This is a genomic window from Pseudoalteromonas piscicida, from assembly GCF_002744175.1.
GTDB lineage: Bacteria > Pseudomonadota > Gammaproteobacteria > Enterobacterales > Alteromonadaceae > Pseudoalteromonas > Pseudoalteromonas piscicida_B.
Genome location: NZ_NKHF01000077.1, coordinates 54,498 through 80,396, shown reverse-complemented (window position 1 = coordinate 80,396; position 25,899 = coordinate 54,498). Strand labels below are relative to the sequence as shown.

Below are 25,899 nucleotides of genomic sequence, written 5' to 3'. Positions count from 1 at the left end.
AATGTTAAAGAACGTCTATGCCAAATGTCTAACTTTGCTGATGGCCTTGATGGCAGCAGTATCAGTACAAGCAAAAGAAGTGGATTCAAGCAATCCTTACAAAATGGTTGAGCAAGTCGCGGCACAAACTTTCCAGCGTGTTACGAAAGATCAGAGCATTATTGAGCAGGACAAAGAACACTTACGCGTTATCGTGGAAGAAGAGCTTTTGCCTTATATCGATTACAAATATGCGGCTTATCGTGTACTGGGGTCCTATATTCAAAAGGTCCGCAATATTACCAATAAAGAAGAAAAGGCCGCAGCAGTAAAGCATATTCGTGAATTTATCGAGGTCTTTAAAAACTACCTTGTAGCGACTTATGCTGGTGTGTTTACCCAATATAATGATCAGGAAGTAGAGTTTGGTGAGCACCGTCCATTTGAGAATGAGGCGGTCGTTGTTGTTAAGAGCAAAATTGTGGAACCTGGTAAGCCTGATATCAAAATTGACTTTAAAGTCAGGCGCGGTCAAGACGGTGATTGGCGTGCTTTTGATATGATGGCTGAGGGGATCAGTTTGTTAGATGCAAAGCAAAGTGAATTACACGGTATTTTGCGTCAGCAAGGTATTGAGCATGTGATCCAATTGCTGGATAAAAAGAGCCAGCTACCAGTGCAATTTAGAGGGGACGATGGTGACGCCTAAAATTTCATTCACCGAAAGTAAAGGTGAAATCGTGTTAACTGGTGAACTAACAAGAGCGAGTTTACCAAGCGCACTGAAACAGTCGGCTATCGTTCAATTGCTGAAAAATGCACAATCAACCGTCTATTTTGACCTTTCTGAGGTCTCAAGGGTTGACACCGCGGGCTTAGCTTGGTTAATTCACTCTTTAGGTCAATTAAAACAGCGCGACATTCGTCTCGAGCTGAAAAACACACCTGAACAACTACAAAATTTAATGGAGTTGGGTCAGGTGACAACCCTATTTGAGTGAGTCTAATGGAAACAAATCAAGTCGAAACTTTATTGAAAGATGCACTATCGCTTGACGAAATTATTGTGAAAGCAAACGGTAGTCACTACGAAGTCATTGCTGTTGGAACGTGTTTTGACGGATTAAGAAGGCTAAAAAGAGAACAGCTGATCTATGGCCCACTAATGGATACTATTAAAGATGGCACTATTCATGCCGTGAGTATCCGTGCTTTCACGCCTGATGAATGGCAAAAAGAGCGCAAATTTATCCTTCCACAATAACGGAGTGCCGCAATGGATCAGTTTGTTATCCAAGGTGGCACCACTTTAGCCGGTGAAGTCACTATTTCTGGGGCGAAAAATGCAGCCCTTCCCATCCTATTCGCTGCGCTGTTAGGCGAGGGGAAAAGCCGATTTTCTAATGTTCCTCACCTACGTGATATCGGCACAACAGAAGCATTATTAAAGACGCTGGGGGCCCAGGTTGAGTGGGATGGTGACATCCTAGAAATCGATGGTGCCACAGTGAATAGCGTGGTGGCTCCTTATGAGCTGGTAAAGCAAATGCGTGCTTCGGTACTAGCATTAGGGCCTCTAGTGGCAAGATTTGGTAATGCACAGGTTTCTTTGCCTGGGGGCTGTGCCATCGGCGCGCGTCCGGTAGATCTCCATATTTCAGGCCTTGAAAAGATGGGCGCTAGCATCAAGGTTGAAAATGGTTACATCCATGCAACGACTGAAGGTCGTTTACGTGGCGCTGAGATCTTTATGGAAACGGTTAGTGTTGGCGCAACTGAAAATCTGTTAATGGCTGCGGCGTTGGCGGATGGCAAAACGGTGTTAGAAAATGCCGCAAGAGAACCTGAAATCATCAATTTGGCGGAGTGCTTGGTGGCAATGGGGGCCAAAATCTCTGGCGCAGGCTCAAGCCGAATTGAAGTCGAGGGTGTAGAACGCCTATCAGGGTGTGAACATAAAATCCTACCAGATCGTATTGAAACCGGTACTTTTTTAGTGGCAGCTGCCATGGCTAAAGGTGAGGTGCTATGTAAAAACACAGACTACCATAGCCTTGAACCTGTACTTGAGAAGCTCAGGGCTGCCAATGCTATTGTGGAAGTTAACGAAGACAGCATCTATGTTGATATGCGCCAGCGCGCTTTAAAAGCCGTGAATATCAAAACCATGCCACACCCAGGTTTTCCAACGGATATGCAAGCTCAGTTTACGGCATTGAATGTAGTTGCTGAGGGAAGTGCCACAATCACAGAAACTATTTTTGAAAACCGCTTTATGCACGTTCCTGAATTGCAGCGAATGGGGGCTAACATCCGCTTAGAAGGTAACACAGCAATTTGTGGTGAAACCGACTCTCTATCTGGTGCTCAGGTAATGGCGACGGATCTACGTGCGTCAGCGAGCCTGATTTTGACGGGCATCGTTGCTTCAGGCGAGACAATTGTTGACCGCATCTATCACGTTGATAGAGGGTATCAGAAGATAGAAGATAAATTGAGCCGTCTGGGTGCCAATATAAAACGTCGTAAAACGTAATACCAATAGCTCATTTACTTAATACATTTGGTATAAGTTGAACAAGCATAAAAAAACGTCCCTAGGACGTTTTTTTATGCCAAGTCGTTAATACAGGCCAGTTTCAAGTTCAGCTACAGCGACTGTAATAGTCAGGCGTTGCCCACCTCTGAGTACTTCAAACTCAAGTTCAGTTCCCGGTGTAGTATTACCTATCTTTTTAAGCGTTCTCTGTGGGTTTGTAACGGGCTCCCCGCCAACTTTAACGACTATATCATTTTCCTTCATTCCTGCCTGCCATGCGGGACCTAAAGGGTCTAACTCACTAACCGCAAGGCCAACAATCGGGGTGTATAGATCAGTAACACTTTTACCGGTGTTGTCGACTGGCGTTCCTCTAAAACCAAGATATCCTCGGATGACTCTGCCATCCATGATCAGCTTATGCATCACATCCATCGCAAGATCATAGGGGATTGCAAAAGAAATTCCTTGAATATCAATATTTAAACGGGTTCTAAATTGTGCAGAGGTGATCCCGACAAGTGCGCCATTAGAATTGACAACCGCACCACCCGAATTCCCAACATTAATCGCGGCATCCATTTGTAGTAAGTTGTTGAATTGGCTCTCAGTGAGTGTTTGTTTACCGGTAGCACTGATAATGCCTTGGGTAATTGTTTGCCCAATATTCAAAGGGTTACCTATAGCTAGCACCACATCTCCTACGCGTGGTTGATAGTCGTTATCAATCGGAATAACGGGGAGGTTTTCTGCAGGGATCTTTAATAGCGCCAAATCGGTAATGGTATCAAAGCCTATTAATTGCGTATCGCTGTACTGGCGCCCATCGGGAAGTAAGACGATAATTTGATCGGCATTATTGACCACATGATAGTTGGTTAATATATAACCGTCACGACTCATAATAACGCCAGAGCCAAGCTCTCGTACCGTATTTTGGCGCTGGTATCTCGGTTGGCTACTAAAGCCCTCAGAAAAAATAGTCACCACAGCAGGCGCCGTTTTTTCAACGGCTTTTGCAAAGCTCATATGTTGGGACTGGATGTTAGGCGCTTCCAGCTTTGGTAAGTTCGCCCTTAGCTCCGGATTGAACCAGATGATAATAAACGCGATCCCTAACCCTGCAAGCAGTGGTGGAAAAATAAATTTAATTAATTTGAACACAAGAGCTTATATTTATCGTTGTTTAATACTGCTAATAATGACACAAAAAAAAACACAGCGACAAGTTTCGCTGTGTTTCATTTCAATATTTATTGGAATTGTTACTGAATGAGATAAAACACAGTTTCACGGCCGCGTTTTATACCCAACACAATGTTGCCTTTAATATTGTCAATCAGCTTAGACATGTCTTTTACAGAAGTAACTCGTTGGCGGTTTACTTGCATGATCACGTCGCCTTCTTCAAGACCTACACGTGCTGCCGGAGAGCGCGGTTCTACAGATGTGATCACCACGCCTTCATTACCATTACGTTCGCCACTTTCAAGTACCGCACCTCGTAGGTTAGGGTGCACATCTTCGGCATTTGCTTGCTCTTCTTGTTTACCACCGAGCTCAACGTCAATAAACTTGGTTCTGCCATCTCGATAGACGCCAAGTCTTACTTCGCGACCTTCACCTAAAGTGGCTACCTTGCTTGCAAGCTCAGCCATGCTTTCAACTTCATCACCGTTTAAGCTCACAATAACATCGTTCGCTTTAAGCCCCGCTCTGTCAGCCGCTGAGTCTTCTACAACACGCATCACATACGCGCCGCGTTTAACATCAAACCCTTGTGCTTTGGCAAGGCCGGCATCGAGTGTACGACCGTGAATACCTAACGAGCCACGGCGTACTTCACCATATTCAATGATTTGGTCGACAAGGCTTTTCATCATATTGGATGGAATGGCAAAACCGATCCCGACATTACCACCTGACGCGCCAAGGATCGCTGTATTAATACCGATTAACTCGCCATTTAGGTTTACCAAAGCGCCCCCAGAGTTACCTTGGTTGATTGCCGCATCAGTTTGAATGAAGTCTTCATAGCCCTCGATATTTAATCCACTACGGCCGAGTGCACTAATAATGCCCGAGGTCACTGTGTGACTAAGGCCAAATGGATTACCAATTGCAACAGAAAAATCGCCCACTCTTAGTTTATCTGAGTTTGCTAGTTTGACTTCGGTCAGGTCTTCACCGTCAATTTGTAACAAGGCAATATCCGATTCAGCATCACTTCCGATCAGTTTAGCTTCAAACTCTCGGCCATCTTTCAAGGTCACTAACATTTCGTCTGCGTCGTCAATCACATGGTTGTTGGTGACAACATAGCCTTTGTTTGCATCAATAATGACACCAGAACCTAACCCGCTAAAAGGACGCTTTTGGCTACGCGGTTGTGGTTGGCCGAAGAAAAAGTCGAACGGGTCGACGCGGCGGCGCACCTCTTTGGCCCCTTTTACTTGAATACTAACAACACCGGGTGCTACTTTTTCCAGCATTGGCGCTAAAGTTGGTAGCTGTTGACCATCTACGGCAACAGGAAGTTTGGCCATGCTCTGTTGTGGGAACAACAATAAGCTAGAAGAAAGTAAAGCGGCCGATAACAAAGATAGTTTAAATTTCATAGTCGTGAAGTACTCCGCTATTAGCGTTAATATAGGTCATAAGAGGCTGATAACTAGCCTCTTATTAGTAATTAATAACTTCTTTTACTGACTATGGGGTCAACAAAAAGTTTCATCAAGAGGCTTTAATTTGTTCACTTTCTTTTTTTTGACCAGAAAATAACCCAGTTTCACCCTCAGCATAGTCGCTTGGAGGCGTTTCAAAACTAGGATCTTGCTTACGTCTTCTCTCTGGACGTGCTTGAAGAGATGCTTGTAACTGCTCTGTGGTTTCTTTTGAGAAGAAAGGATCCGATGGGTGAGAAGGGCGCTCCTGCGTGAGTAATTGGTTGGTTTCTTCAACATGGGTAAGCAGTTGTTGGTAGTTATCCTGCATTTTATTCACCAGCTTTTTAGTGCTTGCAAGATGATCTGATACGTCTTGACGGTATTGCTCAAGGTCGTGTTTAGCCTGTTGTGCTTGAACTTCCAGTTCGTCGTGTTTGAACTGCTTCTTCGTTACAAAGCCACCTAAAAAGAATGCGGCAATGGCAACAACGATCAATAATCCAAGCCAAGTAACGGTAGTCATAGGTTTCTCCCTGTGTGCCTCAAAGGCAAATAAAATAAAAACTCTGATAGAGTTAAATATACGCTGTGAATACAGTCGTGTTAATATAACCCACAAACAAATCGTAAAAAAATATTTAAGTCGATGACGCCTTGGGAAAAATATCAGCAAGATCTACAACGTGATGATTTTCAGTATGACAGCGCACAAGAAAATGCGGTAAAGCATTTACAGCGACTATATGATAATCTCACCAATCAGCCTGTTGCTAAGCAGGGGTTCTTTTCACGTCTATTTGGTAAAGTTGAGCAGCCAAAAGTAAAAGGTTTGTACTTTTGGGGTGGTGTAGGGCGTGGTAAAACTTATCTTGTTGATACTTTTTACGATGCTTTACCAACAGAGCGTAAGATGCGAGTGCACTTTCACCGTTTTATGCACCGTGTTCACGCAGAGCTAAAAAAGCTTAACGAAGTGAAAAACCCTCTGGAGCACATCGCTGATATTTTTAAGTCAGAAACCGACATTATTTGTTTTGATGAGTTTTTCGTTCAAGACATTACAGATGCCATGTTGCTTGGCGGCTTAATGCAGGCGCTATTTGAGCGTGGCATTGTACTGGTCGCAACATCGAATATTATTCCTGACGACTTATATAAAAATGGCCTGCAGCGCGCGCGATTCTTGCCGGCAATTGAGTTGGTAAAAGCAAACACAGAAGTCGTCAATGTTGACTCTGGTATTGATTATCGCTTGCGTACCTTAGAGCAAGCAGAAATCTTTCATAGTCCCTTGGATAAGCAAGCGGATGAAAATCTATTTGATTACTTCAATAAACTTTCCCCAGAGCCGGGCAAGGCGGGGCAAACCATAGAGATTGAGGGGCGGATGATCGCAACCCGAATGGTCTCTGATTGTATCGTGATGTTTGACTTCCCAGCTTTATGTGAAACGGCGCGCTCACAAATAGACTACATGGAGATCAGTCGTTTATATAACACCGTGATCTTGTCTAATGTGAAGCAAATGGGGCAGCAGAATGATGATGCCGCTAGGCGTTTTATTGCATTAGTCGATGAGTTTTATGAACGTAATGTGACGTTGATCATCTCTGCCGCAGCACCGATCACAGAGTTGTACACGGAAGGAACATTAACTTTTGAGTTCAAACGTTGTGTTAGTCGATTACAAGAGATGCAGTCGCATGAATACCTTGCAAGAGAGCATTTAGCTTAGCGTTTGCACTGTATTGTGCTGTAGGGCTGTGTTGGGTACTGGTTGAAAGGTACTGACAATGCAGCTTTTCAACACCTTCGCTATGTCGCCCCGCCGGATTTTTGGTCTTTTTGGTTTTTTTCAAAATTCTTGAGATTTTCTTGTAGAAAAAAGCACCAAGCGCTGGTTTTCGCCCAGAAGGCTTGCTATAATCCGCGGCCTGCCACGTTGCGTTCTATTGCCCTCGTCGGCTTAGCCACTGACTTGAGCGGCATAAAAGTCTTCAACTCGAAGGGGTTAAAGCAAATACAAGTAGAGCGGTAGTCCAAGGACTGCCTGTGGTTTTAAAATTGAAAACTTTGGATTTTTATAATGAAAACGTTTGTTGCTAAACCAGAAACTGTAAAACGTGACTGGTACGTAGTTGACGCTGAAGGTAAAACTTTAGGTCGCATCGCTACTGAAATCGCTCGTCGCCTTCGCGGTAAGCATAAAGCTGAGTACACTCCACACGTTGACACTGGTGACTACATCATCGTAATCAACGCTGAGAAAGTTACTGTAACTGGTAACAAAACTCAGGACAAAATGTACTATGCTCACTCTGGTTACCCAGGTGGCCTTAAGTCTATCAACTTTGAGAAACTTCAAGCTAAAAAGCCTGAAATGATCATCGAGAAAGCGGTTAAAGGCATGTTACCTCGCGGTCCTCTAGGTCGTGAAATGTTCCGTAAACTTAAAGTTTACGCTGGTAACGAGCACAACCACGCTGCACAGCAGCCTCAGGTTCTAGACATTTAAGGAGCACTATCATGGCAAATCAATACTACGGTACAGGTCGTCGTAAAAGTTCAAGTGCTCGCGTATTCCTACGCCCAGGCACTGGCAACATCGTAATCAATAAGCGCTCTTTAGAAGAGTTCTTCGGTCGTGAAACTTCTCGCATGGTTGTTCGTCAGCCACTAGAGCTAGTTGAAATGACAGAAAAGTTTGACTTATACATCACTGTTGCAGGTGGTGGTACTACTGGTCAAGCTGGTGCTATCCGTCACGGTATCACTCGTGCACTTATGGAGTTTGACGAGTCTCTACGTCCAGCTCTACGTAAAGCTGGCTTTGTTACTCGCGATGCTCGTAAAGTTGAGCGTAAGAAAGTGGGTCTTAAGAAAGCACGTAAGAAGACACAGTTCTCTAAGCGTTAATTTATTACGTTTCAAGAATTCAAAAACCCAGCTTATGCTGGGTTTTTTGTTTTCTGTGTTAGAGGCGTTTTAAATCATGTAGCCACTACCTTTGATAAGATTTCCCCTTCATTTCGCTCAAAAACCTCCCGTCGCATTAAAAAAGTTCAATAAATATAATAATTAGTGCAAATCGAACGGTAACTTGGCGGTTTTTTTTGCTACAATTGGCGGAGCAAGTAGAAAGACCTGAGATCCAGTCACGCGATTTGGTGCGTATCCTTAGTCGGGGGTTGATCTTAGTCAGTATATTGTTGTGTCAGATGCGATATCATAAATGCTCGGTTTCATGCTCGAAGTAATCATAGATTATTTTCTGCCGGTTTATTCGGGCATGGATCTGGAATAACCTTGTTTTAATCAAGGGATTTATTTATGATCGCGTCTATTTTGTAATTTCTTAAATTAACCTGCTGTAACTGATGTTCTCAATATAGCAAGTGTTGGGAATCAAGTGGAGATAAGTGGATGAGCAATGCGCCTGTAGACAACAGCCGACGTCGCTTTTTAACTATCGCTACCTCTGTTGTAGGTGGCGTTGGTGCGGTTGGAGCTGCTGTTCCTTTTATTGCGTCCTGGAATCCAAGTGAGCGAGCTAAATCTGCAGGTGCGCCTGTAGAAGTAGATATCAGCAAGCTTGAGTCTGGACAACTTATTCGTGTTGAGTGGCGAGGCAAACCAGTTTGGATTGTTAATCGTACACCAAAAATGCTAGAACAAATGAAGCAACACGAAGACAAACTTCGTGATCCTAACTCAGAAGAGCCACAGCAGTTGGCGTCGGCCCAGAACGATTACCGTTCTCAACGACCTGAAATCTTCGTAGCGGTTGGGATTTGTACTCACTTGGGATGTTCACCGTCTTTCCTAAATGGAAGCTTCGGTGAAAAAGTAGAAGGCACTGAAAGTGGTTTCTTCTGTCCTTGTCACGGTTCGAAGTTTGATATGGCGGGACGCGTATTCCAAAACGTACCTGCACCTCTAAACTTAGAAATCCCTCCGTATACCTTTATTGACGAAACTACCATCTTGGTAGGTGAAGAAGGGGTTGCATAATGTCTGAACAAGTAGATAAAGCAGCAAATACGGGCGTAGTGGGTAAAGTTGTTGATTGGATTGATGCTCGTATTCCAATGACTCGCGTCTGGAATATGCATATTGCACAATACCCAGCGCCAAAGAACTTTAACTTCTGGTACTTATTTGGTTCATTAGCCATCTTAGTACTGGTTAACCAGATCGTAACTGGTATCTGGCTAACCATGAACTTTGTTCCTTCAGCGGAAGGTGCATTTGCTTCTGTAGAATACATCATGCGTGATGTGGAATACGGCTGGCTTCTGCGATACCTGCATTCAACCGGTGCTTCGGCATTCTTTATCGTGGTCTACTTACATATGTTCCGCGGTATGATTTACGGTTCTTACCAAAAACCACGTGAGTTACTGTGGTTGTTCGGTATGTTTATCTTCCTAGCGCTAATGGCTGAAGCTTTCATGGGGTACTTATTACCATGGGGTCAAATGTCATTCTGGGGTGCTCAGGTAATCATCTCTCTGTTCGGTGCTATCCCTGTTATTGGTGATGACCTAACACTGTGGATCCGTGGTGACTATGTAATTTCAGGTGCAACGCTTAACCGCTTCTTCGCACTACACGTAATTGCATTACCATTAGTTCTGGTTATCTTAGTGTTCCTACACATCGTTGCATTGCACGAAGTGGGTTCTAACAACCCTGACGGCGTTGAAATCAAACGTAAAAAAGGGTCTGTGGCTGAAGAAGATAAGCCTAAATTTAAATTCCATGAGTACTATACAAACAAAAAAGACATTGTGGATGCGATTCCATTCCACCCTTACTACACAGTAAAAGATGTCTTAGGTGTTGCTGGTTTCTTAATTTTCTTCTGTGCTATCGTTTTCTTTGCACCAGAGATGAATGGTTTCTTCTTAGAAGCGCCAAACTTTGAAGCAGCAAACCCGCTTAAAACACCAGAGCATATTTTCCCAGTATGGTACTTCACACCGTTCTATGCGATCCTTCGCGCAATCCCTGATAAGCTAATCGGTGTACTTGCGATGGGTGCATCAATCGTAGCATTGGCGCTATTGCCTTGGATTGACCGTGGTTCTGTTCGTTCAATTCGCTACCGTTGTGGTTTACACAAGTTGAACATTGCTCAGTTTGTTGTCACTTTCGTTATCCTTGGTTGGATTGGTGCAACTCCACAAACTGACTTTAAAACGCTGTTGTCACAAATCACTACAGTGACATACTTTATGTTCTTCGTATTGCTATTCTTCTACAGTAAAAACGAGAAGACTAAGCCACTACCAACGAGGTTGACGAAATGATGAAAAAGCTAGTAATCGGTTTATTCGCATTGTTGCCAACATTATCGATGGCAGCTGGCCCATCAGTACCCCTGATGGAAGCAAATAATGACCTAACTGATAAAGCATCTTTACAGCGTGGCGCTAAGTTATTTATGAACTACTGCCTTGGCTGTCACCAGATGCAATATCAGCGTTATGAGCGTACCTTCCGTGATATCGGTATTCCAACTGAGATTGGTCAAGAAACGCTTATTTTCGACGGTTCTAAAGTGGGTAGCCATATTAAAAACTCTATGGCAAAAGATGACGCAGCAAAATGGTTTGGTGCGGCTCCACCAGACTTAACACTTATCGCACGTGTTAAGTCTCCGGACTACATCTATACTTACTTGAAGTCGTTTTATAAAGATGAGTCTCGCCCATTTGGTGTAAACAACATTGTTTTCCCATTAGTGGGTATGCCTCACGTACTACAAGAGTTGCAAGGCTTGCCAACACCAATTACTGAAGATCATGAAGTTGAAGTGGTTGAAAATGGCGAAAAAGTCATGAAAACCGTGACTAAAGTAGTCGGTACTGAAACAGATGGTACAGGTGAGATGAGTGTTGATGAATATGACCAAGCAGCACGTGACCTTACAAACTTCTTAGCTTATGTTGGTGAGCCTTCTCGCCTAGAGTCAGAAGCATTAGGTATTAAGGTTATTGGTTTCTTAGTTATCTTCTTCATCCTGGCATTCTTCTTGAAGAAAGAATACTGGAGAGATGTTCATTAATTTGAATGTTCAAAGGTAATTTATGCAATAGGGGCGTTCGCCCCTTTTGCTGTTTAAAGTGATTTAATTACTTTTAGTTTTTTAATGGAGGTAGGCATGGCCGTTGCTGCCAATAAGCGCCCTGTAATGACACTTTTTTCTGGGTCAAACTGTATGTACAGTCACCAAGTGCGTATCGTACTTGCTGAGAAAGGTGTAAGTGTTGATATTCACCAGGCTGAAAAGGACAACTTACCAGAAGCTCTGCACGAGATTAACCCGTATGGCACTGTGCCTACACTAATCGATCGTGAGCTTGGCTTATACCAAGCGAATATCATTATGGAATATCTAGATGAGCGCTTCCCGCATCCTCCTCTGATGCCAGTATATCCAGTAATGCGTGGTCGCAGCCGTTTGATGATGCACCGCATTGAAACTGACTGGTATTCATTGGCTGAGAAGATCACCGCAGGCGGTGATGAAGCAGCGCAAGCTCGTAAAGAGTTAACAGAAGCTCTACTAGCTGTAGCCCCTATCTTCAATGAAGCACCTTATTTCATGAGTGAAGAGTTCAGCTTAGTTGATTGTTATTTAGCACCTCTACTTTGGCGTTTACCGCAACTTGGTATTGAGTTGAACGGTGCAGGTAGCAAAGAGCTGAAAGAATATATGTTACGTTTATTTGAGCGTGATTCATTCCAAGCATCTCTAACGGATGCAGAGCGCGAGATCAGATCGTAATGACGTCTAATCGTCCTTACTTACTACGCGCATTTTTCGAGTGGATTGTCGATAATGAGTGTACGCCACATTTAGTGGTAAACGCTGACTATCCCTCGGTGCAGGTTCCAACACAATTTGTACAGGAAGGGCAAATTGTGTTGAATGTGAGTCCATCGGCAGTGACTAATTTCTCTATGGATAACCACGCGTTAAGCTTTAATGCACGTTTTGGTGGGCAGCCTATGCAGGTATATGTACCTAATGGTGCTGTGTTGGCTATCTATGCAAGAGAGAACGGTGAAGGTACGGTATTCACACCTGAAGAAGAAGTCTTTGAAGATGAAGAGTTAGACTTGGTGGAAGAGACAGATGTCTCACAAGAGCCCGAGACTAAGTCTGAGCCCGAAAAGAAAAAAGGGTCACATCTTAGAGTGATAAAATAAAAAAACCTGCGAATGCAGGTTTTTTATTGTCGTATACAAAACAAATGAGCTATTTCACCCTTCCAATTGATTGGGGAATGAATTCAATTGGTATTATATGTATTCAAAGGCCTTGATCACGCGTTTAACGCCATTGATATTTCTCACAATTTCTACCGCTGAGTTAGCTTCGTCTTTAGATACCAGCCCCATTAAAAATACTTCAGCGTTTTCGGTAACGACTTTTATATTGGCACCGTTTACTTCTTCCGCTGCTAACAATTTGGTTTTGACCTTAGAGGTCAACCAAGTGTCGTGAGTTTGTGTAGTAATGCCGATATTCGTGCTGATTCTTAGCTGGTTGTGTACTTGTTTGATGCCTGCGACGTTCTGTAGTGCACGCTCGGCTTCAGTTTTCATTTCTTGATTGGCAACCTGGCCAATCATTAATACGACACCATTAACGCTAACGAGGGTGATATTGGCATGATCGGCAAGACGTTTGATACCTTTAATCGCCAATGTACCTTTAATTTCTATGTTATTGTCATCTATTTGCGCACCGATAGTACGTCTATCATTTGCGGCCGATACCGCACCAGCAGTGCCTGCTACCACCGCAGCAGCACAGCCTTGTAGTAACAAGATGGCTGCAAGTAAAGAGGCTATTCTCATCATTATACTTCGTCCTGAGGGAATAAAATTGCGTCGATTAACTCACTTAGGCAGTGAGTGTTGAAGAGTTGTGATTCAATGATCCTGCTTGGGCGTTTGCTTGGGATCCGGATCTCAACATCTTGTGGGCCCAATAAGCCAGTGATTTCGCCACCATCATCACCAACAAGTGCGATGACTTTCATATCTCTGGTTAGTGCTGCTTCAACCGCCCCGATCACTGCTTTTTCTTGCCCATTAATGGCATAAGCCACCAATAAATCACCTTGCTGAGCGAAAGCGCGAATTTGTTTCGCGAAACGCTCCCTTGCTTTGCCATTTTCAGGGGAAGCGAGGTTGTACTGCTCGTTTGTTAAAGCAATTGCTGGCAGACAAGGTCGTTCGGTCTCGTAAAAGTTACTTAAAATCGTGGCGAAATGGTGCGCAAGCATATGGTTACTGGGCGCACCACAGCAGATAATTTTATTGCCATTAATCAAGCTTTGAGCCATGGTCATGGCTGCAGTCTCTAAGGCTTTTGGCAACACTTCACCCGCAGCGATTTGGGCTTGAATTGACTCTGTAAATATAGATTTTATAGATTCTTGCATGCTAAAAAATATTTCTAATCCAGTTTATGTCAGGGGGGTCTCCCCCTTGGATGGCAACAAAGTCGACTCTAAGTTGCGTGTTATGCAAATTTTGCTGTGCCAAATAATTATAAATACTACGCTTTAATCTTTGAAGCTTAGTTTTAGATAGCGCATTAATGGCACCGCCAAAATGCTTACTGTCACGATATTTTACTTCAATGAACACTAAAGTGTGTGAGTCTTGCATAATAAGGTCTATCTCGCCATATTTACAAAGATAGTTTCGGGTGATCGGCGAGAGTCCTTGTTTTACCAAAAACTGCTCTGCAAGTACCTCATAATGTTCACCTTTGCTCCGTGTATTATTAAATAATCCTTTAAACATTTCAGATGTCCTATCTGAGCAAAGAGGCTCCCTCAGGTTGCTCTTGTTGCATAAATAACGGTAATGGTGGCTGTTCGTCCAAGCTTACCAAGCGAATTTGTTTATTATGATACTGTGCCCAGCTTAGTTTACGAACAATATCGCTGCCACCTCGAATACTAAGCTGGCCCGTCAGTCCGTCAAAGCTTTTTCCAGATAGCCACGCTAGTTGACGTAACTCTGGTACTAAGTTAACGGCATCGTATGCCATAGCAAATAAGCGTTGCTCTAAGTCGGCCTGTTCAGGCCATAGTGTTTGATAGGTCTCTCGCACAGATGCTTTATTGACTGCGCCAGGCAACATCCAAGGTTGCTCGGTAAAATAAAGCCCTTCTAAGTCGCCTTTATCGGTAACATCAATCTGTTTGCTGTAACTGCGAGAGCTGGCATAGAGCGGGATTCTGTCTGCAAAGGTACTGACATTGACATCTAAGTAGGGCTTAAGCAAACGGGTTTCCATGGCATCGCCCAAAATATAGATGGCATCAATGTCGCGACGTGAGCGAGTTTCACTTTTAATTTCTTGTCTAAAGAGGCTTTTTATTACCTTAGTGCGGTCTTTTGAGGCATCTACTTCTAGGAGCTCTGTGATCACATCCGCCATGTTTTTGCTGTTGGTATAGTAACCAACCTCAGGCTCTGTCTCGCTATAGCGTTGCCAACCTTGACTGAAATGCTCGATCAGGCGCTTACCCGACGCACTTGCCGGTGCAAGCAGCATTGGTTTCTTGTAACCTTTTGCCAAGAAGTGCTTCATCGCCTGTTCAACTTCATGTTCTGGATTCAGCGCAAAAAAGTATTGTTCACTGGCGCTTGGAGTAATGTCTTCTCGAGCATTGAGAAATAAGGTTGGGTAAGCTGCAAAACCGCTACTGTTTACTAGTTTTTCGACATTGGATTTGAGAAGTGGGCCAATGACGAAGTCTACATTTGCTTGAGCAAGCTGCGCTAAGATCTCTTGCTCTGTAGCCATCTCGTCGATAAAGAATACTTCTTCAACCGAATTGTTATCTGTGGCGGCTAAAAAGCCATTTTTAAGTGCTGTACCCAAGCGCTCACTTTGACCAGATTGCGGCAGCAATACCGCCAATTTCTTCACTTGATATGGCTCTAACGCTACTGCACCTTGCAGGTCTTTTGGCAAGAGGGCAGTCGCTGGGTGGTTGCTAAAGCGGCGGCGCCAATTGTTCATTGCTTGATCGAGTTGGACGCTTGAGCCCAGATAAATCTGTTGATACTTTGCTAAAGTCACCCATCCCCGTTGCAACACAGTTCCCGTATCAAAGCGTTCTAGCGCATAACTAGATAGCTCCTGTAAAGCCAACCAGATTTCATTATTAAGCCCTGCCACTTCTAGGTTATGTTGGTTTGCGATGTCTGCGGCTTTGAAAAACGCAACGAGGGCCTTTTTGGGTAACTGCTGCGATGAGTAAATGCTACCAAGCAAATATTCATACCATGCTTGGTGCTCGGGGGTATTTAGTCGTTCTGCTAGTGTCTTTAATAGTGTTAGTGCACTTTCGTACTGCGCCAGTTCCTTTCGAGCAAAGGCGACGTACAGTTTATTTTGAATGTGATCAACACTGGCCTTGGCTTCCATCGCCAGCCCGATCTGCTCGAGTAGCTGCCAGTTTTTTTCTGAGATAGCAGCGTCTCTAGCCGCATATAGCAACTGGATTTTGGCAATGCCTTCTTTACTCTGCGCTTTTGTAAACAGCGCAGCGGCACTCTCATCCGATTGGCTAACGGTTTTAGTTGTTTTGTTTTCTTGAGGTAATTTGGTGACATTTGTGCTTGTACTACAAGCGGATAACCCCGACAATATGGCAACTAAAAGCGCTATCTTTTTAAACTGCACAGGCAAACCTTCTTTTTCACGACTGAGTGGATATCTTACTGACTGATATTGGAGAGCTCAATGGCTAATCTTCACAACGAAAACAAAATTGGCACCCTACATATTGTAGCGACACCAATAGGTAATTTAGATGACATCAGTGAACGTGCACTGAAAGTGTTAAGTCAGGTCGATTTAATCGCTGCTGAAGATACGCGCCACACTGGTAAATTATTGAGCCACTTTAGCATTAAAGCAAAAACTTTTGCACTGCATGATCACAACGAAAAGCAAAAAGCACAACAAATCCTAGATTGGCTAAATGAAGGTAAAGACATTGCCTTGGTATCTGATGCTGGCACGCCACTTATCAGCGACCCCGGCTATGCTGTGGTTAACCTATGTCGTGAGGCGGGCGCAACCGTTACTCCTGTACCTGGTGCTTGTGCTGCGATTGCAGCGGTAAGTTGCTCTGGTTTACCTACTGATAAGTTTCAGTTTGTGGGCTTTTCACCCGCGAAAAGCCAAGCACGCCAGCAGTTTTTTAAAGATGCGGTTGCCTCTGGCATTACCAGCATCATGTATGAAAGCACACACCGTATTATGGCAAGTCTTGAAGATATGAAAACAGCATTAGGTGAAGCACAAAAAGTGGTATTTGCCAAAGAGCTAACGAAAACCTACGAAACGTTTTTCAGTGGCACGGTGACTGAGTTAATCGAATTCCTAACTGCAGCACCCGAAAAGCAAAAGGGAGAGCTGGTATTGATGCTGCCTGCTGAAGAGCGGGATGAGCAAGCGTTAACACCGGAAGCAAAAACACTCATCACCTTACTCGAGCCTGAAATGCCGTTAAAGAAAGCCTGCGGTGTTGCAGCTGAATATCTAGGGCTGAAAAAAAATGCCTTGTACAAAGCTATTATTGCGGAGAGAGAAGCATAATACACGCAATTTATCGCGTGCGTTCTGGTTGTAAAGTGCGTATAATCGCCCGCCTGAGTCAGCCGGATAATCGCTGCCTGTGACGAAAATGATCAGGGGGAGGAAAGTCCGGGCTCCAATGGGCAGGGTGCCAGCTAACGGCTGGGGGGCGCAAGCCTACGACAAGTGCAGCAGAGAGAAGACCGCCTAAGTCCTTCGGGACCGGTAAGGGTGAAAGGGTGCGGTAAGAGCGCACCGGGCCACTGGTAACAGTTGGTTGCAAGGTAAACTCCACCCGGAGCAAGACCAAATAGGGTTCCTTATGGTGTGGCCCGCATCGGAACCGGGTAGGTTGCTCGAGCCTAGGAGCGATCCTAGGCCTAGACGAATGATTATCGATCTCCTTCGGGAGTGAACAGAACCCGGCTTATAGGCTGTCTCAGAAGCTTTAGTAACCGCTTGATTTGCTTATGTAGATCAAGCGGTACACTAAAGTTATCCACCCTCAAATCACATTTCCATGTACCGCTTGGTACACGGCTCGCAGCTTTAAAACTCAATTCACAAAACAAAATTCAACTCGCTATAAATTCCTAAGGTATTGATTTAGGAGCTTCTTTTCGCCTGATACACTTTTCACTAACAGTTTGATTTTAAAGTTCAAAAGCACAATTTCTGTGGTACATGGCTTTGGTACACGGTGCTTTGATCTGCATTGGTTAGTGAGGTGAATATGCAAGCCGTAGTTGGTTGCCAATATTTATATCGCCGTAAGGCCACGTACTACCTTAGGATTAAAATACCTAAGCGCCTTGGAGTGAGGGAAGTAAGGCTGTGCCTTAGGACACACAAACTAGAGGTGGCCTTGGTATTGATGGAACGACTCAAGCCACTAATTTCAAAGCTAAAGGGGCTTGTCATTCATTCAAGGACGTTAGACACTAGCTTAATAAGCCAACAGCTAAACCAGATAAAAAATGCCATGCAAAAGCAGTTAACCATAGCCGATATAGATCCATTGATAGCCAAGCTAGAGCAGGGCTTTAGCGATGGTGGCCATGCTGTTAATGCCTTGGGTGATAAATCGATACTGGAGCTGGATAGCAGATTCAAAGAGTTGTTTATCCACATGGCGGATACTGATTCTAATGAAGAGCGGGTAAATCGATTTGCTGAGATTATTAAAGGTTTGCCTGAAGGTGAGAGGTGGTCTTTCCTAGAGTCAATGGCTTCGGTGGTGAAGGTGTTCTCAAGGATGGAGGAAGATACTACCGATGAAGAAGGTCTACCCCAACAGGCCAATGAACTGCTCGCCGAACACGGCTTTTCCATTGAGCCAAATAGCCTTCCTTACCGAGTCCTATTGAGTAAGCTCAAGGCCAGTAATGCTGTTAGGGGGGAGTTATTGGCGTCCATCTTTAACGAAGACTTCCTAGGAGAGCGAGAAGTCCAAGGCTTATTAGCCAAATCCCCTGAGCCTAAGGCAGCTGCTCCTGAGGGGAAAGAAGAGCCTACAGGTCCTCTGTTTTCGGAGGTTTATGCCGAATTCCTTGAATTCAAAATTAAAAAGGAAAAACTGACTGAGAAAATCCAGAAGGATTATGAAAGAGTCTATACGATATGGCGACTTGTAATGGAAGATCGACCAATCGAGCAGTATAAGCCTAAGGATATAGGGCGATTTATCGACAAATGCTTTGAATTACCCCGTATGAATATCGCGCCTTACAACAAAATGAGCTGGCAAGAACGGGTGGAGTGTGAAGTGCCCGAGGATGATTTGATTTCACCTAAGTCGGTCCAAGGGTATTACAAATGGACACAGTCGGTATTCGCGTATGCGAAGAAAGACACAGTGGACCTGATTAGTGTGTCACCTTGCTCTATCAAGCGCGACTTTACTACCAATACCCGAGGTGCTTTCTCGGATACAGAGCTAAAACAGTTCTTAAATGCCGCCAAGGAGCAACACAAGCCTTGGAAGAAGTGGATTATTCAACTTGGCATATACACAGGGGCACGCCTTGGTGAGCTGTCTCAATTAAGGAAGTCGGATATTCGATATGATGAGGAAACCCAGCGGCATTACATACTCATCACCGACGAGCATAAGGATCAAAAGTTAAAAACGGACAATGCCAAACGCAAGATACCAATACACAAGACCTTGGTAGCGAGCGGCTTTATTGAGTATGTGGCCACATGTGACCAATGGTTATTTGAAGAGTTAGATAAGTCAGTACGTGTAACAGGTTGGGTGCCTAGGCTAATGGAATCCATTGGCGTGCCGACCTTTAACGAATTAGGCCATAAGCGATCATTCCATAGCTTCCGTCATACCTTTATCACCAAGTTGATGAATGATGGCGTGCCAGTGAACAACCTTCAACAGGTGGTAGGGCATGAGATTAGCTCGTTTGGTATCACTAGCAACTATACCCACAAGGCAACGAGTATTAAAAACTTAGTTGAGGTGGTGGATTCTTTCAAAGTTGAGGCTCTAAGTTAAAAATGTAGTGACCTAGAGCTAAATATGGATCAAGGACGTTTATGAAAATACGTTATATAAAGTTAGGTGATGGTGGCAAGTGGGAAACCGAGTGTATAGAAAAATATCAAACTTTAAAACTTGGGTACGAAAGCCCACACCATCATGACTCATTGAGTGGAGATTGGGACTCCGTTTACAACTATTGGCTAACACACAGGAACGGTAATTCGGGGGCTGCTAAAAGAGACTTAAATCAGATTCGTGATTTTTATGAACTTTCGGATAAAGACATATGGATTACTTTTTATAAGCGTAAGATGTATTGGTGCCATGCTAATGAGGAAGTCAAAGAAGTTGAACGCCATGGTAGCCGAATCAGAGAGGTTATAGGAGCATGGAGTTGTGAGGATAAGAGAGGTAACCCTCTATTTATCGAAAATATTGATGGAAGAGTCACAAAGGTTCAGGGATATAGAGGAACTATTTGTGGAGTTGAACTTTCAGATTATCTGCTAAGAAAAATTAATGGTGAAGTTCAACCTGAAATTCAAGTGGCACAGGCTGCATTGGCAGCATTGAAATCGAGTACTGAGGAACTTATTAAAGGGCTTTGGTGGCATGATTTTGAACTACTAATAGACTTAATCTTTTCTCAATCTGGATGGCAGAGGATTTCAGTATTAGGTAAAGCCGAGAAAAATATAGATTTAGACTTATTTTCACCAGTAACTCAGAAGCGGGCTTTTGTTCAAGTAAAATCTATAACGACAGCTAATCAAATTCAAAAGTACTTTGAAACCTTCACGACGCACCCTCAGTATCATGAAATGTATTTCGTCTTTCATACATATTCCGGCGATATTAATAAGTTGAAGCTAGTGGATCCAAGAGTATCCATTTGGGATACCTCCAGAATAGCGGATTTGGTAATAAGTACAGGGTTGGTTAATTGGCTTCTAGCAAAGAGATCTTAATTTAGTTATTTTCATTTGGTTTATCGCATAATGACAATCAGACGATCTTAAAACTTTTGCTTTTAAGGTTTACGTCGATATAGGAGAAAAAATGTCGAAATTTGGAAGGAGCATTAGGATTTTTCTGGCTGATGGGAGCCCAACAGGCTTAAGGCATGTTGAAATTGCGAACTGGACTGGCCAAGCTTTAGCCTGTCCAAGAAGTAGGTTTTCAGAGTTGGCAAAATGGGATGAGAGTAAAAGACCCGGTGTTTACTTTCTATTTGAGAGCAGCAACTCTGATAGTAATGTGGCATATATTGGTGAATCTGAGGATGTTTTCAAAAGATTGGCTGACCATGATAGGAAAAAAGAGTTCTGGAATGAAGTCATTATTTTCACGAGCAAAGACGAAAATTTAACAAAAGGCCATATTAAATACCTTGAATCAAGGCTGGTTGAGGTTTCTAAATGTGCCGATCGATATCAGTTAGAAAATAGCAACACGCCAACACGTTCAATTCTCCCAAGGGCAGATACTGCGGCTATGGAAGAGTTTATAGATAATATAAGACTGATATTGGGCAGTTTAAGTCATAAAATTCTAGAACCAGTTTCAATCAAATCACCATCGAGCTTGCCAACTACAGAGCAAGAGACGTTAGTGAATTATATTTTTTATTTTACTGTACATAAGCTAACGGCAAGTGGGAAGTTAACAGATGATGGTTTCTTATTGTTAGCTGGTTCTCAGATTTCTAAAAAATCCTCAACTAGTATGCCTGGTAAAAGCAAGTTAATTAAAGAAAAAATGATTGAAGATGGTGCTCTTGAAGAGAGAGAGGACTGTTATATATTGATGAAAGATAAACTTATAAGCTCTTCCTCTTATGCCGCATCCCTAGTCGCAGGTAATAGTCGAAGTGGTCCTCAAAGCTGGAAAACAAATAATGGGGAAATGTTGAAAGCTCTTGAAGAAAGGTTAGTAAGTGAACTAAATGACACCAGTGATTGAGAGAAGACTAAGTAAGGTAATTCTAAATTTGCCAAGGTCATTGAGCGACCTTGGCACGGCGAATAGGATTAGGATTTATTGATTGGCAGGCTGCTGGTTACTATTTCAATAGCCTTATCCAGTTCACCATTGGCGGTGGCATTGATCACGGTTTGGATTATTGTAGGTAGGTGTTCCTTATCACCAACTTCAATGGCGTGATTGCCTTTGGACAGCTCCAATGGTTTGTTAGCGTATCGGACCTCCAAGTAATACTTGCCGCCTTTGGCGTAAAACCAAGGGCTTACCTTCTTGGCGACTTTAACCTTCTCCTGTTGGCCTGTTTCTTCGTTCTTCTGCCACTTTTCTTTGTAACAGGTGTAGGACTCACCGTTAACCATAGCGGTTGCCATTTCCAGTTGGATTTGGAGGCGGTTGATTAGCTTTTCACGGCGCTTGGCCTCAGGTGTGGTGCTTTTCTCTGGGCGTGAAACGGCCTTGAGCGTACTCAATATTGATTTAGTCATGGTATTTACCTTTTGGTTTGTGGTTACTTTACAAAGCCGATGGGCCTTGTGGTTTGCTTGTGATTGGATTCAGTAATGAGAATGTTTAAGCAGTCTTGGGCGGATAGCTTAGTCGTCGAAAATTGCTGTCTGCGTTTGATAATCGCAAAATCACCCACAGTGATGTTTTTAAGATTTTCTAGCTTCTGAAGCTGATAATCTGTTATCTGAGAGCGTCCACAGGCTGTTTTGAAGAGCCGTTTTAGCTGTTCTGATGTAAGATGTTCAAATGCTAATTTAAAGTCAAAGCGACGCATTACAGCGCGATCAAGATGTTTATCAAAGTTAGTAGCTGCAAAAAGAGGGAACTCGAAACAGTCGATTTGAGTCAGTAGCTCGTTAACTTGCTGTATTTCAAAGTTTTGAGAAGCCCCAGACCTATCAGCCAATAGGCTATCCACCTCATCAATAAAAAGTACCGCCTGCTGCTCTGTGGCCTTGGCAAAAATGCTAGCGATGTTCTTTTCTGAGCCACCCACATACTTATCAAGTACATCACTGCAACGGACGGTGATTAGCTCTTGGTTGGATATTTGGGCTAGGTGGTTGGCTAGCGCAGATTTCCCCGTGCCACTTGGCCCCGTGAATAGGGCGCGTATACCACTATGTTTTTTCATGGCTCGCTTAATTTCCACCAAGGCTTTATTGCCACCTTTGATGTTTAGGTTATCGAGTGAAAACGCCATTGGTGGTTTGTAGCTGGCGGTATTGGTATTAAAGCCACAGGCTTGGTGGACTTCGGTAATTAGGTTATCCACTAAGGCTTCTGCCTGTTTACCTTGGTGGCCTATGGTATGGCACACGAAGGCGGCATTGGCGATATTGGCTGGGGTAATATTATCCTTGGTGGCGAGCTGCGCCTTAAATGGTTTGCTCAATCTTAAACCTTTGGTGGTATTGGCGATAATGCCTTCCATAACACGGTTGTCTGGTACGAAAATGTGTTTAACGAAATTGAACCGCCTTAGGACGCTGGCTGGAATGTCTTCTACCGAATTAACCACCCAAATACACGGTACGGTGTTGGCTTCAAGTGTGGCATGTAGGTTATCTTTGCCACCTGAGGCGCGGTGGTTAAACACCTGTTGGACTAAAATATCCTCGGCCTCGTCCAACATAAGCAAAGACTTCTCGTCATGGCTAACTATTCGCTGTACCAAATGGTGGTGTTGAAGCCTAAGGTTTGAACTTAATCTCTCTTGGTCATAATCCACCTCCTGCTGGTGGACATCAGAGCCAAAGGCTTTAATGGCAATAAGCGAAGCGCCTAAGGTATCAGCCAAAAAGCGACTTAGTTGAGTCTTGCCTGTGCCAGGCTCGCCCCACAAAAGCACGTTACAGCCTTGGATGGAGTGATTTAATGCCACATCAAGGAAGGCAAATAAGTCCTCCAATTCAAGGTGCTTAAAGTCACTTAACTTTAAGGTGGATGGTGGTTGCATCTGTACTAATGGTTCAATTAGCTCGGTATAACTGGTAACCTTTTCACCCACTAACTTTTCCACCAAGGCATTAGGGATACCTGATTGGTCTAGCTGAAGGTATTGTGAACCCTGCACAAGGCCAGTTTCCACCAAGGCGAGGTTGATATTAATTAGCGCCTCTTCAGTGATACCGACCATATGAGAAAACATCGAGTTGATATGAATGTCCGAAGGCAGACAGCAGTGTATCCACTCATAAAGGCCACCGTTTACCTTAAGCACCACCATGAGTTTAATCACTTTCCAGCTGTTGGCGGGCAGCTGTAAGCCATGTTCAAATACACGGCAGTTATGACCTAGGTCGCAGCCTTTGGTCACAGATAACCTTTGGTGTAGGTGGTGGATTAGGTTGTCGAAGTCTTCATTTTGCCCCGTGAACTTAAAGGAAGTGCCACAGATACTTTTAATGGTGGCACCTTTGACCGCCATTAAATCAGTGGAATCGATAAAGCCTGAGGTCATTGCCCGATATGTATAGCCTGTGGCGTACGACTGATACATATTTGAGGGCAGTAGCTTGTTGTATGTTCGAGTCATACTGCCTCCATCAGCTGAAGGCAATATTGCTGTAAGTGTATGATTAACATAGTTGATACCCTGTTTCTTTTAATCCAAGGTATCAGGAAGGCTTAAGCGGTTTTAGGGTGAGCCTTGGCCGAACTTAGGCACCGAAACGACTAGTCGTTGGGCTGGTAATTCGAGATGATCTCGGCAAGGTCGTCTTCTTCACAGAAAAAGTAGGCGGTGGGTACTTTAAGCACGGTTGCTAAGCTTTTTACCATTCCAAAGTCAGGGGCATGAACGCCTTTTTCGTACTGGTTCATTCGGGCGCTTGCTGAACCTTCATCAATTCCCGCTTCGATACCGAGCTTTTCTTGGGTGTACTTTGCTTTCGTTCTTGCTTCCTTAAGCCGTTTGGCAAATGGGCTCTTAGACATGTGTAGTATCTCTTTGAACTTCAATAATTCATCTAAGAGATTCTTAGTTTTTCCATTGACTTTTTTACTAAGGAGTACTTAGTATTTGCTGAAGCTAAGTATTCCTTAGTTAATACAACCGATTATTAATTCCATTGAGGGAACCTAATATGAACGCCAAATGGAAAGCCATTGCCCTAGTTACTTTATCCACCACTGCATTGAGTGCCCAAGCCACAACAATTAGCTGTAGCCACCTAGAGAAAAGCTCTTACCTTGACCCAAAAGCTTACCAGCCTGATAGGCTTAGAAGCCCATTTGGTAGCTGGTCGACCGAACTTGTTGGTGAAATTGAGAAAAGGTTTCAAGAGTGCTTATCTGAATATACTAAAAAGCATGGTCAAGATGGTTTCAAAACGCAAAAGCTAGTTAAGCAACAAGCTTATTTTGAGACCGTGAAAGCCGAGATTGAAGGCAACCTTCAAGCCCGACAAGTTGCTGATAAGTATAAAGGAAAGGGCGGCAAGTTGATGAGCGAGCTAGAACAAGCTTTAAAGTCACATGGTATTGAATATAGTGGTGACGGCTTTAGTAATAAAAAGTTACCTATAGAGCGTGACCGGATCTCTTCTATAGCGGCTTCAGGCCTTGGTGGTAAACTGCCTGAAGCGTTAGATGACAATGCTATCAAGGGCATTAAAGGCCACATATCAAACTTATCAGAGTGGGTAAAAGGCGTAACCTCGTTAGCACAGTCTGGCAATGCCGATATGAAGGAACTGCTTACTTACAGTGATAAAGAGGTGCTTACTCAAGTATCAAATGTATCTCAGCAATTTGATAGTTACTTACGGGATGCTCGTTATGAACCTTATTTAGCTATATTCAACAAATATGCGGCAAGGCTAAATCAAAATATTAAGCCTTTCGTTGAGCAGCACGCCACTGGTCAACTAGATCTCCAGCGCTTATTCCAATCGCCCGAATGGCGTTCACAGATCCCAAATGAGTTTGAACTAGAGTCGATTCTTGAAGCCTTGATCAGAAGTGGCGAGATGCTTGAGAACAGAGGGCTGCCAGCAGAAAACATCAGCCAAGTTAAAGATGTTTTGACTGAGGCTCAATCGACTAAAGCTAAGTTCCTTGCTGCACATGAATCGATTCAACAAGCTGAAGAAGAAAATAACCGCCAGATCATGCAGGCTCGAGAGCGTGAGCAAGAAAAGGTCAGGCAATATGCAATAGCGGCACAATCAAGCGAAGCAGCCCAAAGCCTTCAAGACCTTGGTTATCCTGATGCTATGTTCTCATTCGGGCAGTACGGCAACCCGATAGACAGCACATATGCAGTTGTACATTGTCTTTCAAGCCACTTTGGTGGGCATGAAGTCGCTAAAAATGGTAAAGCTATCGATATATCGTTTGGTGAAAAAGGTTTGTTCAACATAGATACGCAGTATGTGTTGAGGCTCAGCTTTGTAACCGCCTACGGTACTCAACAATATGTAATCGTAGATACAGCAGAGCCTAATAATCCTGCTAATCAAGATGGTATGAGTAAAATCATTGGCTTAGCTCAGAATATTAAAAGCTGCGGCTCATCGCATGGTGTTAGGTTGATCGCTGAGTGATGTAGAAGGGGCTAGCCGATCTTAGCCCCTTAAGATCGTATTTAAAAGTTTAT

The 25,899-nt window shown here is 43.7% G+C and carries 27 protein-coding genes and 1 other RNA gene; 18 read left to right on the top strand and 10 right to left on the bottom strand.

Annotated features, from left to right (window positions below; translation table 11 throughout):
• Nucleotide 1: 1 nt before the first annotated feature.
• The 4 genes from CEX98_RS16785 to murA are packed head-to-tail and all read left to right on the top strand — an operon-like array spanning nucleotide 2 to nucleotide 2,515.
• Nucleotides 2-688: an MlaC/ttg2D family ABC transporter substrate-binding protein gene (locus CEX98_RS16785; RefSeq protein WP_099643173.1), complete on the top strand. Its 687-nt coding sequence runs from the start codon at nucleotides 2-4 to the stop codon at nucleotides 686-688.
• On the top strand, nucleotides 675-980 hold the full coding sequence (locus CEX98_RS16780; protein WP_099643172.1) for an STAS domain-containing protein: 306 nt from the start codon (nucleotides 675-677) through the stop codon (nucleotides 978-980). Before CEX98_RS16785 ends, CEX98_RS16780 begins: the two co-directional genes overlap by 14 nt.
• Before the next feature lie 5 nt (nucleotides 981-985).
• Nucleotides 986-1,243 (top strand): BolA family protein, encoded by a 258-nt coding sequence (locus tag CEX98_RS16775; RefSeq protein ID WP_099643171.1) that lies wholly within the window; start codon nucleotides 986-988, stop codon nucleotides 1,241-1,243.
• Between the two features lie 12 nt (nucleotides 1,244-1,255).
• The gene (gene murA / locus CEX98_RS16770; protein ID WP_099643170.1) at nucleotides 1,256-2,515 is read left to right on the top strand and encodes a UDP-N-acetylglucosamine 1-carboxyvinyltransferase; all 1,260 of its coding nucleotides are present in this window, start codon (nucleotides 1,256-1,258) and stop codon (nucleotides 2,513-2,515) included.
• An 87-nt stretch (nucleotides 2,516-2,602) separates the two neighbouring features.
• Here murA and CEX98_RS16765 read toward each other — a convergent pair whose 3' ends face one another.
• The 3 genes from CEX98_RS16765 to CEX98_RS16755 all read right to left on the bottom strand — a co-directional run bounded on the left by CEX98_RS16765 (nucleotide 2,603) and on the right by CEX98_RS16755 (nucleotide 5,707).
• Entirely contained in the window at nucleotides 2,603-3,682 is a 1,080-nt protein-coding gene (locus CEX98_RS16765) for a trypsin-like peptidase domain-containing protein (RefSeq protein WP_099643169.1), read from the bottom strand.
• Nucleotides 3,683-3,783: 101 nt separating this feature from the next.
• Nucleotides 3,784-5,136, bottom strand: coding sequence for a DegQ family serine endoprotease (locus tag CEX98_RS16760; protein WP_099643168.1), 1,353 nt, complete (start codon nucleotides 5,134-5,136; stop codon nucleotides 3,784-3,786).
• Nucleotides 5,137-5,251: 115 nt separating this feature from the next.
• Nucleotides 5,252-5,707 carry a YhcB family protein gene (locus CEX98_RS16755; protein WP_099643167.1) on the bottom strand — a complete coding sequence of 152 codons (456 nt, stop codon included), beginning with the start codon at nucleotides 5,705-5,707 and terminating at the stop codon, nucleotides 5,252-5,254.
• A gap of 123 nt (nucleotides 5,708-5,830) precedes the next feature.
• Here CEX98_RS16755 and zapE point away from each other — a divergent pair, with 123 nt between their 5' ends.
• The 8 genes from zapE (at nucleotide 5,831) to CEX98_RS16715 (ending at nucleotide 12,402) form a co-directional block, all read left to right on the top strand.
• Entirely contained in the window at nucleotides 5,831-6,919 is a 1,089-nt protein-coding gene (gene zapE / locus CEX98_RS16750) for a cell division protein ZapE (protein WP_099643166.1), read from the top strand.
• 351 nt (nucleotides 6,920-7,270) lie between these two features.
• A complete protein-coding gene (gene rplM, locus CEX98_RS16745) occupies nucleotides 7,271-7,699 on the top strand; it encodes a 50S ribosomal protein L13 (protein ID WP_010376694.1) in 429 nt (142 codons plus the stop codon).
• A gap of 8 nt (nucleotides 7,700-7,707) precedes the next feature.
• A complete protein-coding gene (gene rpsI / locus CEX98_RS16740) occupies nucleotides 7,708-8,100 on the top strand; it encodes a 30S ribosomal protein S9 (RefSeq protein ID WP_161796706.1) in 393 nt (130 codons plus the stop codon).
• Between the two features lie 507 nt (nucleotides 8,101-8,607).
• The gene (gene petA / locus CEX98_RS16735) at nucleotides 8,608-9,195 is read left to right on the top strand and encodes a ubiquinol-cytochrome c reductase iron-sulfur subunit (RefSeq protein ID WP_099643165.1); all 588 of its coding nucleotides are present in this window, start codon (nucleotides 8,608-8,610) and stop codon (nucleotides 9,193-9,195) included.
• A complete protein-coding gene (locus tag CEX98_RS16730; protein ID WP_099643164.1) occupies nucleotides 9,195-10,496 on the top strand; it encodes a cytochrome b in 1,302 nt (433 codons plus the stop codon). The genes petA and CEX98_RS16730 overlap by 1 nt, the downstream gene beginning before the upstream one ends.
• Nucleotides 10,493-11,254, top strand: coding sequence for a cytochrome c1 (locus CEX98_RS16725; protein ID WP_099643163.1), 762 nt, complete (start codon nucleotides 10,493-10,495; stop codon nucleotides 11,252-11,254). The genes CEX98_RS16730 and CEX98_RS16725 overlap by 4 nt, the downstream gene beginning before the upstream one ends.
• Nucleotides 11,255-11,350: 96 nt before the next feature.
• Complete coding sequence (gene sspA, locus CEX98_RS16720) at nucleotides 11,351-11,977, top strand: stringent starvation protein SspA (protein ID WP_017219052.1); 627 nt, start codon at nucleotides 11,351-11,353, stop codon at nucleotides 11,975-11,977.
• Complete coding sequence (locus CEX98_RS16715; protein ID WP_099643162.1) at nucleotides 11,977-12,402, top strand: ClpXP protease specificity-enhancing factor; 426 nt, start codon at nucleotides 11,977-11,979, stop codon at nucleotides 12,400-12,402. Before sspA ends, CEX98_RS16715 begins: the two co-directional genes overlap by 1 nt.
• Nucleotides 12,403-12,495: 93 nt before the next feature.
• On the opposite strand, the gene dolP is transcribed toward CEX98_RS16715, so the two are convergent.
• From dolP to CEX98_RS16695, 4 genes are read right to left on the bottom strand one after another with little or no spacing between them, the layout of a single operon-like run.
• The gene (gene dolP, locus CEX98_RS16710; protein ID WP_099643161.1) at nucleotides 12,496-13,062 is read right to left on the bottom strand and encodes a division/outer membrane stress-associated lipid-binding lipoprotein; all 567 of its coding nucleotides are present in this window, start codon (nucleotides 13,060-13,062) and stop codon (nucleotides 12,496-12,498) included.
• Nucleotides 13,059-13,646 (bottom strand): SIS domain-containing protein, encoded by a 588-nt coding sequence (locus CEX98_RS16705; RefSeq protein ID WP_010376705.1) that lies wholly within the window; start codon nucleotides 13,644-13,646, stop codon nucleotides 13,059-13,061. Before CEX98_RS16705 ends, dolP begins: the two co-directional genes overlap by 4 nt.
• 1 nt (nucleotide 13,647) lies before the next feature.
• On the bottom strand, nucleotides 13,648-14,013 hold the full coding sequence (locus CEX98_RS16700) for a YraN family protein (protein WP_099643160.1): 366 nt from the start codon (nucleotides 14,011-14,013) through the stop codon (nucleotides 13,648-13,650).
• Between the two features lie 10 nt (nucleotides 14,014-14,023).
• Nucleotides 14,024-15,910, bottom strand: coding sequence for a penicillin-binding protein activator (locus CEX98_RS16695; RefSeq protein WP_099643159.1), 1,887 nt, complete (start codon nucleotides 15,908-15,910; stop codon nucleotides 14,024-14,026).
• A gap of 60 nt (nucleotides 15,911-15,970) precedes the next feature.
• Between CEX98_RS16695 and rsmI the strand changes: the two genes are divergently transcribed.
• From rsmI to CEX98_RS16670, 5 genes are all read left to right on the top strand, one after another.
• A complete protein-coding gene (gene rsmI / locus CEX98_RS16690) occupies nucleotides 15,971-16,831 on the top strand; it encodes a 16S rRNA (cytidine(1402)-2'-O)-methyltransferase (RefSeq protein WP_099643158.1) in 861 nt (286 codons plus the stop codon).
• A 54-nt stretch (nucleotides 16,832-16,885) separates the two neighbouring features.
• Nucleotides 16,886-17,256, top strand: an RNA gene (rnpB, locus tag CEX98_RS16685) — RNase P RNA component class A.
• Nucleotides 17,257-17,543: 287 nt separating this feature from the next.
• Nucleotides 17,544-19,319 carry a site-specific integrase gene (locus CEX98_RS16680; RefSeq protein WP_099643157.1) on the top strand — a complete coding sequence of 592 codons (1,776 nt, stop codon included), beginning with the start codon at nucleotides 17,544-17,546 and terminating at the stop codon, nucleotides 19,317-19,319.
• Between the two features lie 41 nt (nucleotides 19,320-19,360).
• On the top strand, nucleotides 19,361-20,275 hold the full coding sequence (locus CEX98_RS16675; protein WP_099643156.1) for a restriction endonuclease: 915 nt from the start codon (nucleotides 19,361-19,363) through the stop codon (nucleotides 20,273-20,275).
• Between the two features lie 91 nt (nucleotides 20,276-20,366).
• Nucleotides 20,367-21,269 carry a GIY-YIG nuclease family protein gene (locus tag CEX98_RS16670; protein WP_099643155.1) on the top strand — a complete coding sequence of 301 codons (903 nt, stop codon included), beginning with the start codon at nucleotides 20,367-20,369 and terminating at the stop codon, nucleotides 21,267-21,269.
• Nucleotides 21,270-21,337: 68 nt separating this feature from the next.
• Here the strand turns inward: CEX98_RS16670 and CEX98_RS16665 are convergent, their stop codons facing one another.
• From CEX98_RS16665 to CEX98_RS16655, 3 genes are all read right to left on the bottom strand, one after another.
• Nucleotides 21,338-21,775: a DUF6641 family protein gene (locus CEX98_RS16665; RefSeq protein ID WP_099643154.1), complete on the bottom strand. Its 438-nt coding sequence runs from the start codon at nucleotides 21,773-21,775 to the stop codon at nucleotides 21,338-21,340.
• A gap of 23 nt (nucleotides 21,776-21,798) precedes the next feature.
• Nucleotides 21,799-23,835, bottom strand: coding sequence for an AAA family ATPase (locus CEX98_RS16660; protein WP_099643153.1), 2,037 nt, complete (start codon nucleotides 23,833-23,835; stop codon nucleotides 21,799-21,801).
• Between the two features lie 140 nt (nucleotides 23,836-23,975).
• Nucleotides 23,976-24,236, bottom strand: coding sequence for a helix-turn-helix domain-containing protein (locus CEX98_RS16655; protein WP_099643152.1), 261 nt, complete (start codon nucleotides 24,234-24,236; stop codon nucleotides 23,976-23,978).
• Between the two features lie 149 nt (nucleotides 24,237-24,385).
• On the opposite strand from CEX98_RS16655, the gene CEX98_RS16650 reads away from it, so the two are divergent.
• A complete protein-coding gene (locus CEX98_RS16650) occupies nucleotides 24,386-25,846 on the top strand; it encodes a hypothetical protein (RefSeq protein WP_099643151.1) in 1,461 nt (486 codons plus the stop codon).
• The last annotated feature ends 53 nt before the right edge of the window (nucleotides 25,847-25,899 follow it).

What these genes read in the sequence shown, in the direction of transcription:
- CEX98_RS16785 (WP_099643173.1), top strand. Translation starts at nt 2, where the DNA reads ATGTTAAAGAACGTCTATGCCAAATGTCTAACTTTGCTGATGGCCTTG.
- CEX98_RS16780 (WP_099643172.1), top strand. Translation starts at nt 675, where the DNA reads ATGGTGACGCCTAAAATTTCATTCACCGAAAGTAAAGGTGAAATCGTG.
- CEX98_RS16775 (WP_099643171.1), top strand. Translation starts at nt 986, where the DNA reads ATGGAAACAAATCAAGTCGAAACTTTATTGAAAGATGCACTATCGCTT.
- murA (WP_099643170.1), top strand. Translation starts at nt 1,256, where the DNA reads ATGGATCAGTTTGTTATCCAAGGTGGCACCACTTTAGCCGGTGAAGTC.
- CEX98_RS16760 (WP_099643168.1), bottom strand. Translation starts at nt 5,136, where the DNA reads ATGAAATTTAAACTATCTTTGTTATCGGCCGCTTTACTTTCTTCTAGC.
- CEX98_RS16755 (WP_099643167.1), bottom strand. Translation starts at nt 5,707, where the DNA reads ATGACTACCGTTACTTGGCTTGGATTATTGATCGTTGTTGCCATTGCC.
- zapE (WP_099643166.1), top strand. Translation starts at nt 5,831, where the DNA reads ATGACGCCTTGGGAAAAATATCAGCAAGATCTACAACGTGATGATTTT.
- rplM (WP_010376694.1), top strand. Translation starts at nt 7,271, where the DNA reads ATGAAAACGTTTGTTGCTAAACCAGAAACTGTAAAACGTGACTGGTAC.
- petA (WP_099643165.1), top strand. Translation starts at nt 8,608, where the DNA reads ATGAGCAATGCGCCTGTAGACAACAGCCGACGTCGCTTTTTAACTATC.
- CEX98_RS16730 (WP_099643164.1), top strand. Translation starts at nt 9,195, where the DNA reads ATGTCTGAACAAGTAGATAAAGCAGCAAATACGGGCGTAGTGGGTAAA.
- CEX98_RS16725 (WP_099643163.1), top strand. Translation starts at nt 10,493, where the DNA reads ATGATGAAAAAGCTAGTAATCGGTTTATTCGCATTGTTGCCAACATTA.
- sspA (WP_017219052.1), top strand. Translation starts at nt 11,351, where the DNA reads ATGGCCGTTGCTGCCAATAAGCGCCCTGTAATGACACTTTTTTCTGGG.
- CEX98_RS16715 (WP_099643162.1), top strand. Translation starts at nt 11,977, where the DNA reads ATGACGTCTAATCGTCCTTACTTACTACGCGCATTTTTCGAGTGGATT.
- CEX98_RS16705 (WP_010376705.1), bottom strand. Translation starts at nt 13,646, where the DNA reads ATGCAAGAATCTATAAAATCTATATTTACAGAGTCAATTCAAGCCCAA.
- CEX98_RS16700 (WP_099643160.1), bottom strand. Translation starts at nt 14,013, where the DNA reads ATGTTTAAAGGATTATTTAATAATACACGGAGCAAAGGTGAACATTAT.
- rsmI (WP_099643158.1), top strand. Translation starts at nt 15,971, where the DNA reads ATGGCTAATCTTCACAACGAAAACAAAATTGGCACCCTACATATTGTA.
- CEX98_RS16680 (WP_099643157.1), top strand. Translation starts at nt 17,544, where the DNA reads ATGCAAGCCGTAGTTGGTTGCCAATATTTATATCGCCGTAAGGCCACG.
- CEX98_RS16675 (WP_099643156.1), top strand. Translation starts at nt 19,361, where the DNA reads ATGAAAATACGTTATATAAAGTTAGGTGATGGTGGCAAGTGGGAAACC.
- CEX98_RS16670 (WP_099643155.1), top strand. Translation starts at nt 20,367, where the DNA reads ATGTCGAAATTTGGAAGGAGCATTAGGATTTTTCTGGCTGATGGGAGC.
- CEX98_RS16665 (WP_099643154.1), bottom strand. Translation starts at nt 21,775, where the DNA reads ATGACTAAATCAATATTGAGTACGCTCAAGGCCGTTTCACGCCCAGAG.
- CEX98_RS16660 (WP_099643153.1), bottom strand. Translation starts at nt 23,835, where the DNA reads ATGACTCGAACATACAACAAGCTACTGCCCTCAAATATGTATCAGTCG.
- CEX98_RS16655 (WP_099643152.1), bottom strand. Translation starts at nt 24,236, where the DNA reads ATGTCTAAGAGCCCATTTGCCAAACGGCTTAAGGAAGCAAGAACGAAA.
- CEX98_RS16650 (WP_099643151.1), top strand. Translation starts at nt 24,386, where the DNA reads ATGAACGCCAAATGGAAAGCCATTGCCCTAGTTACTTTATCCACCACT.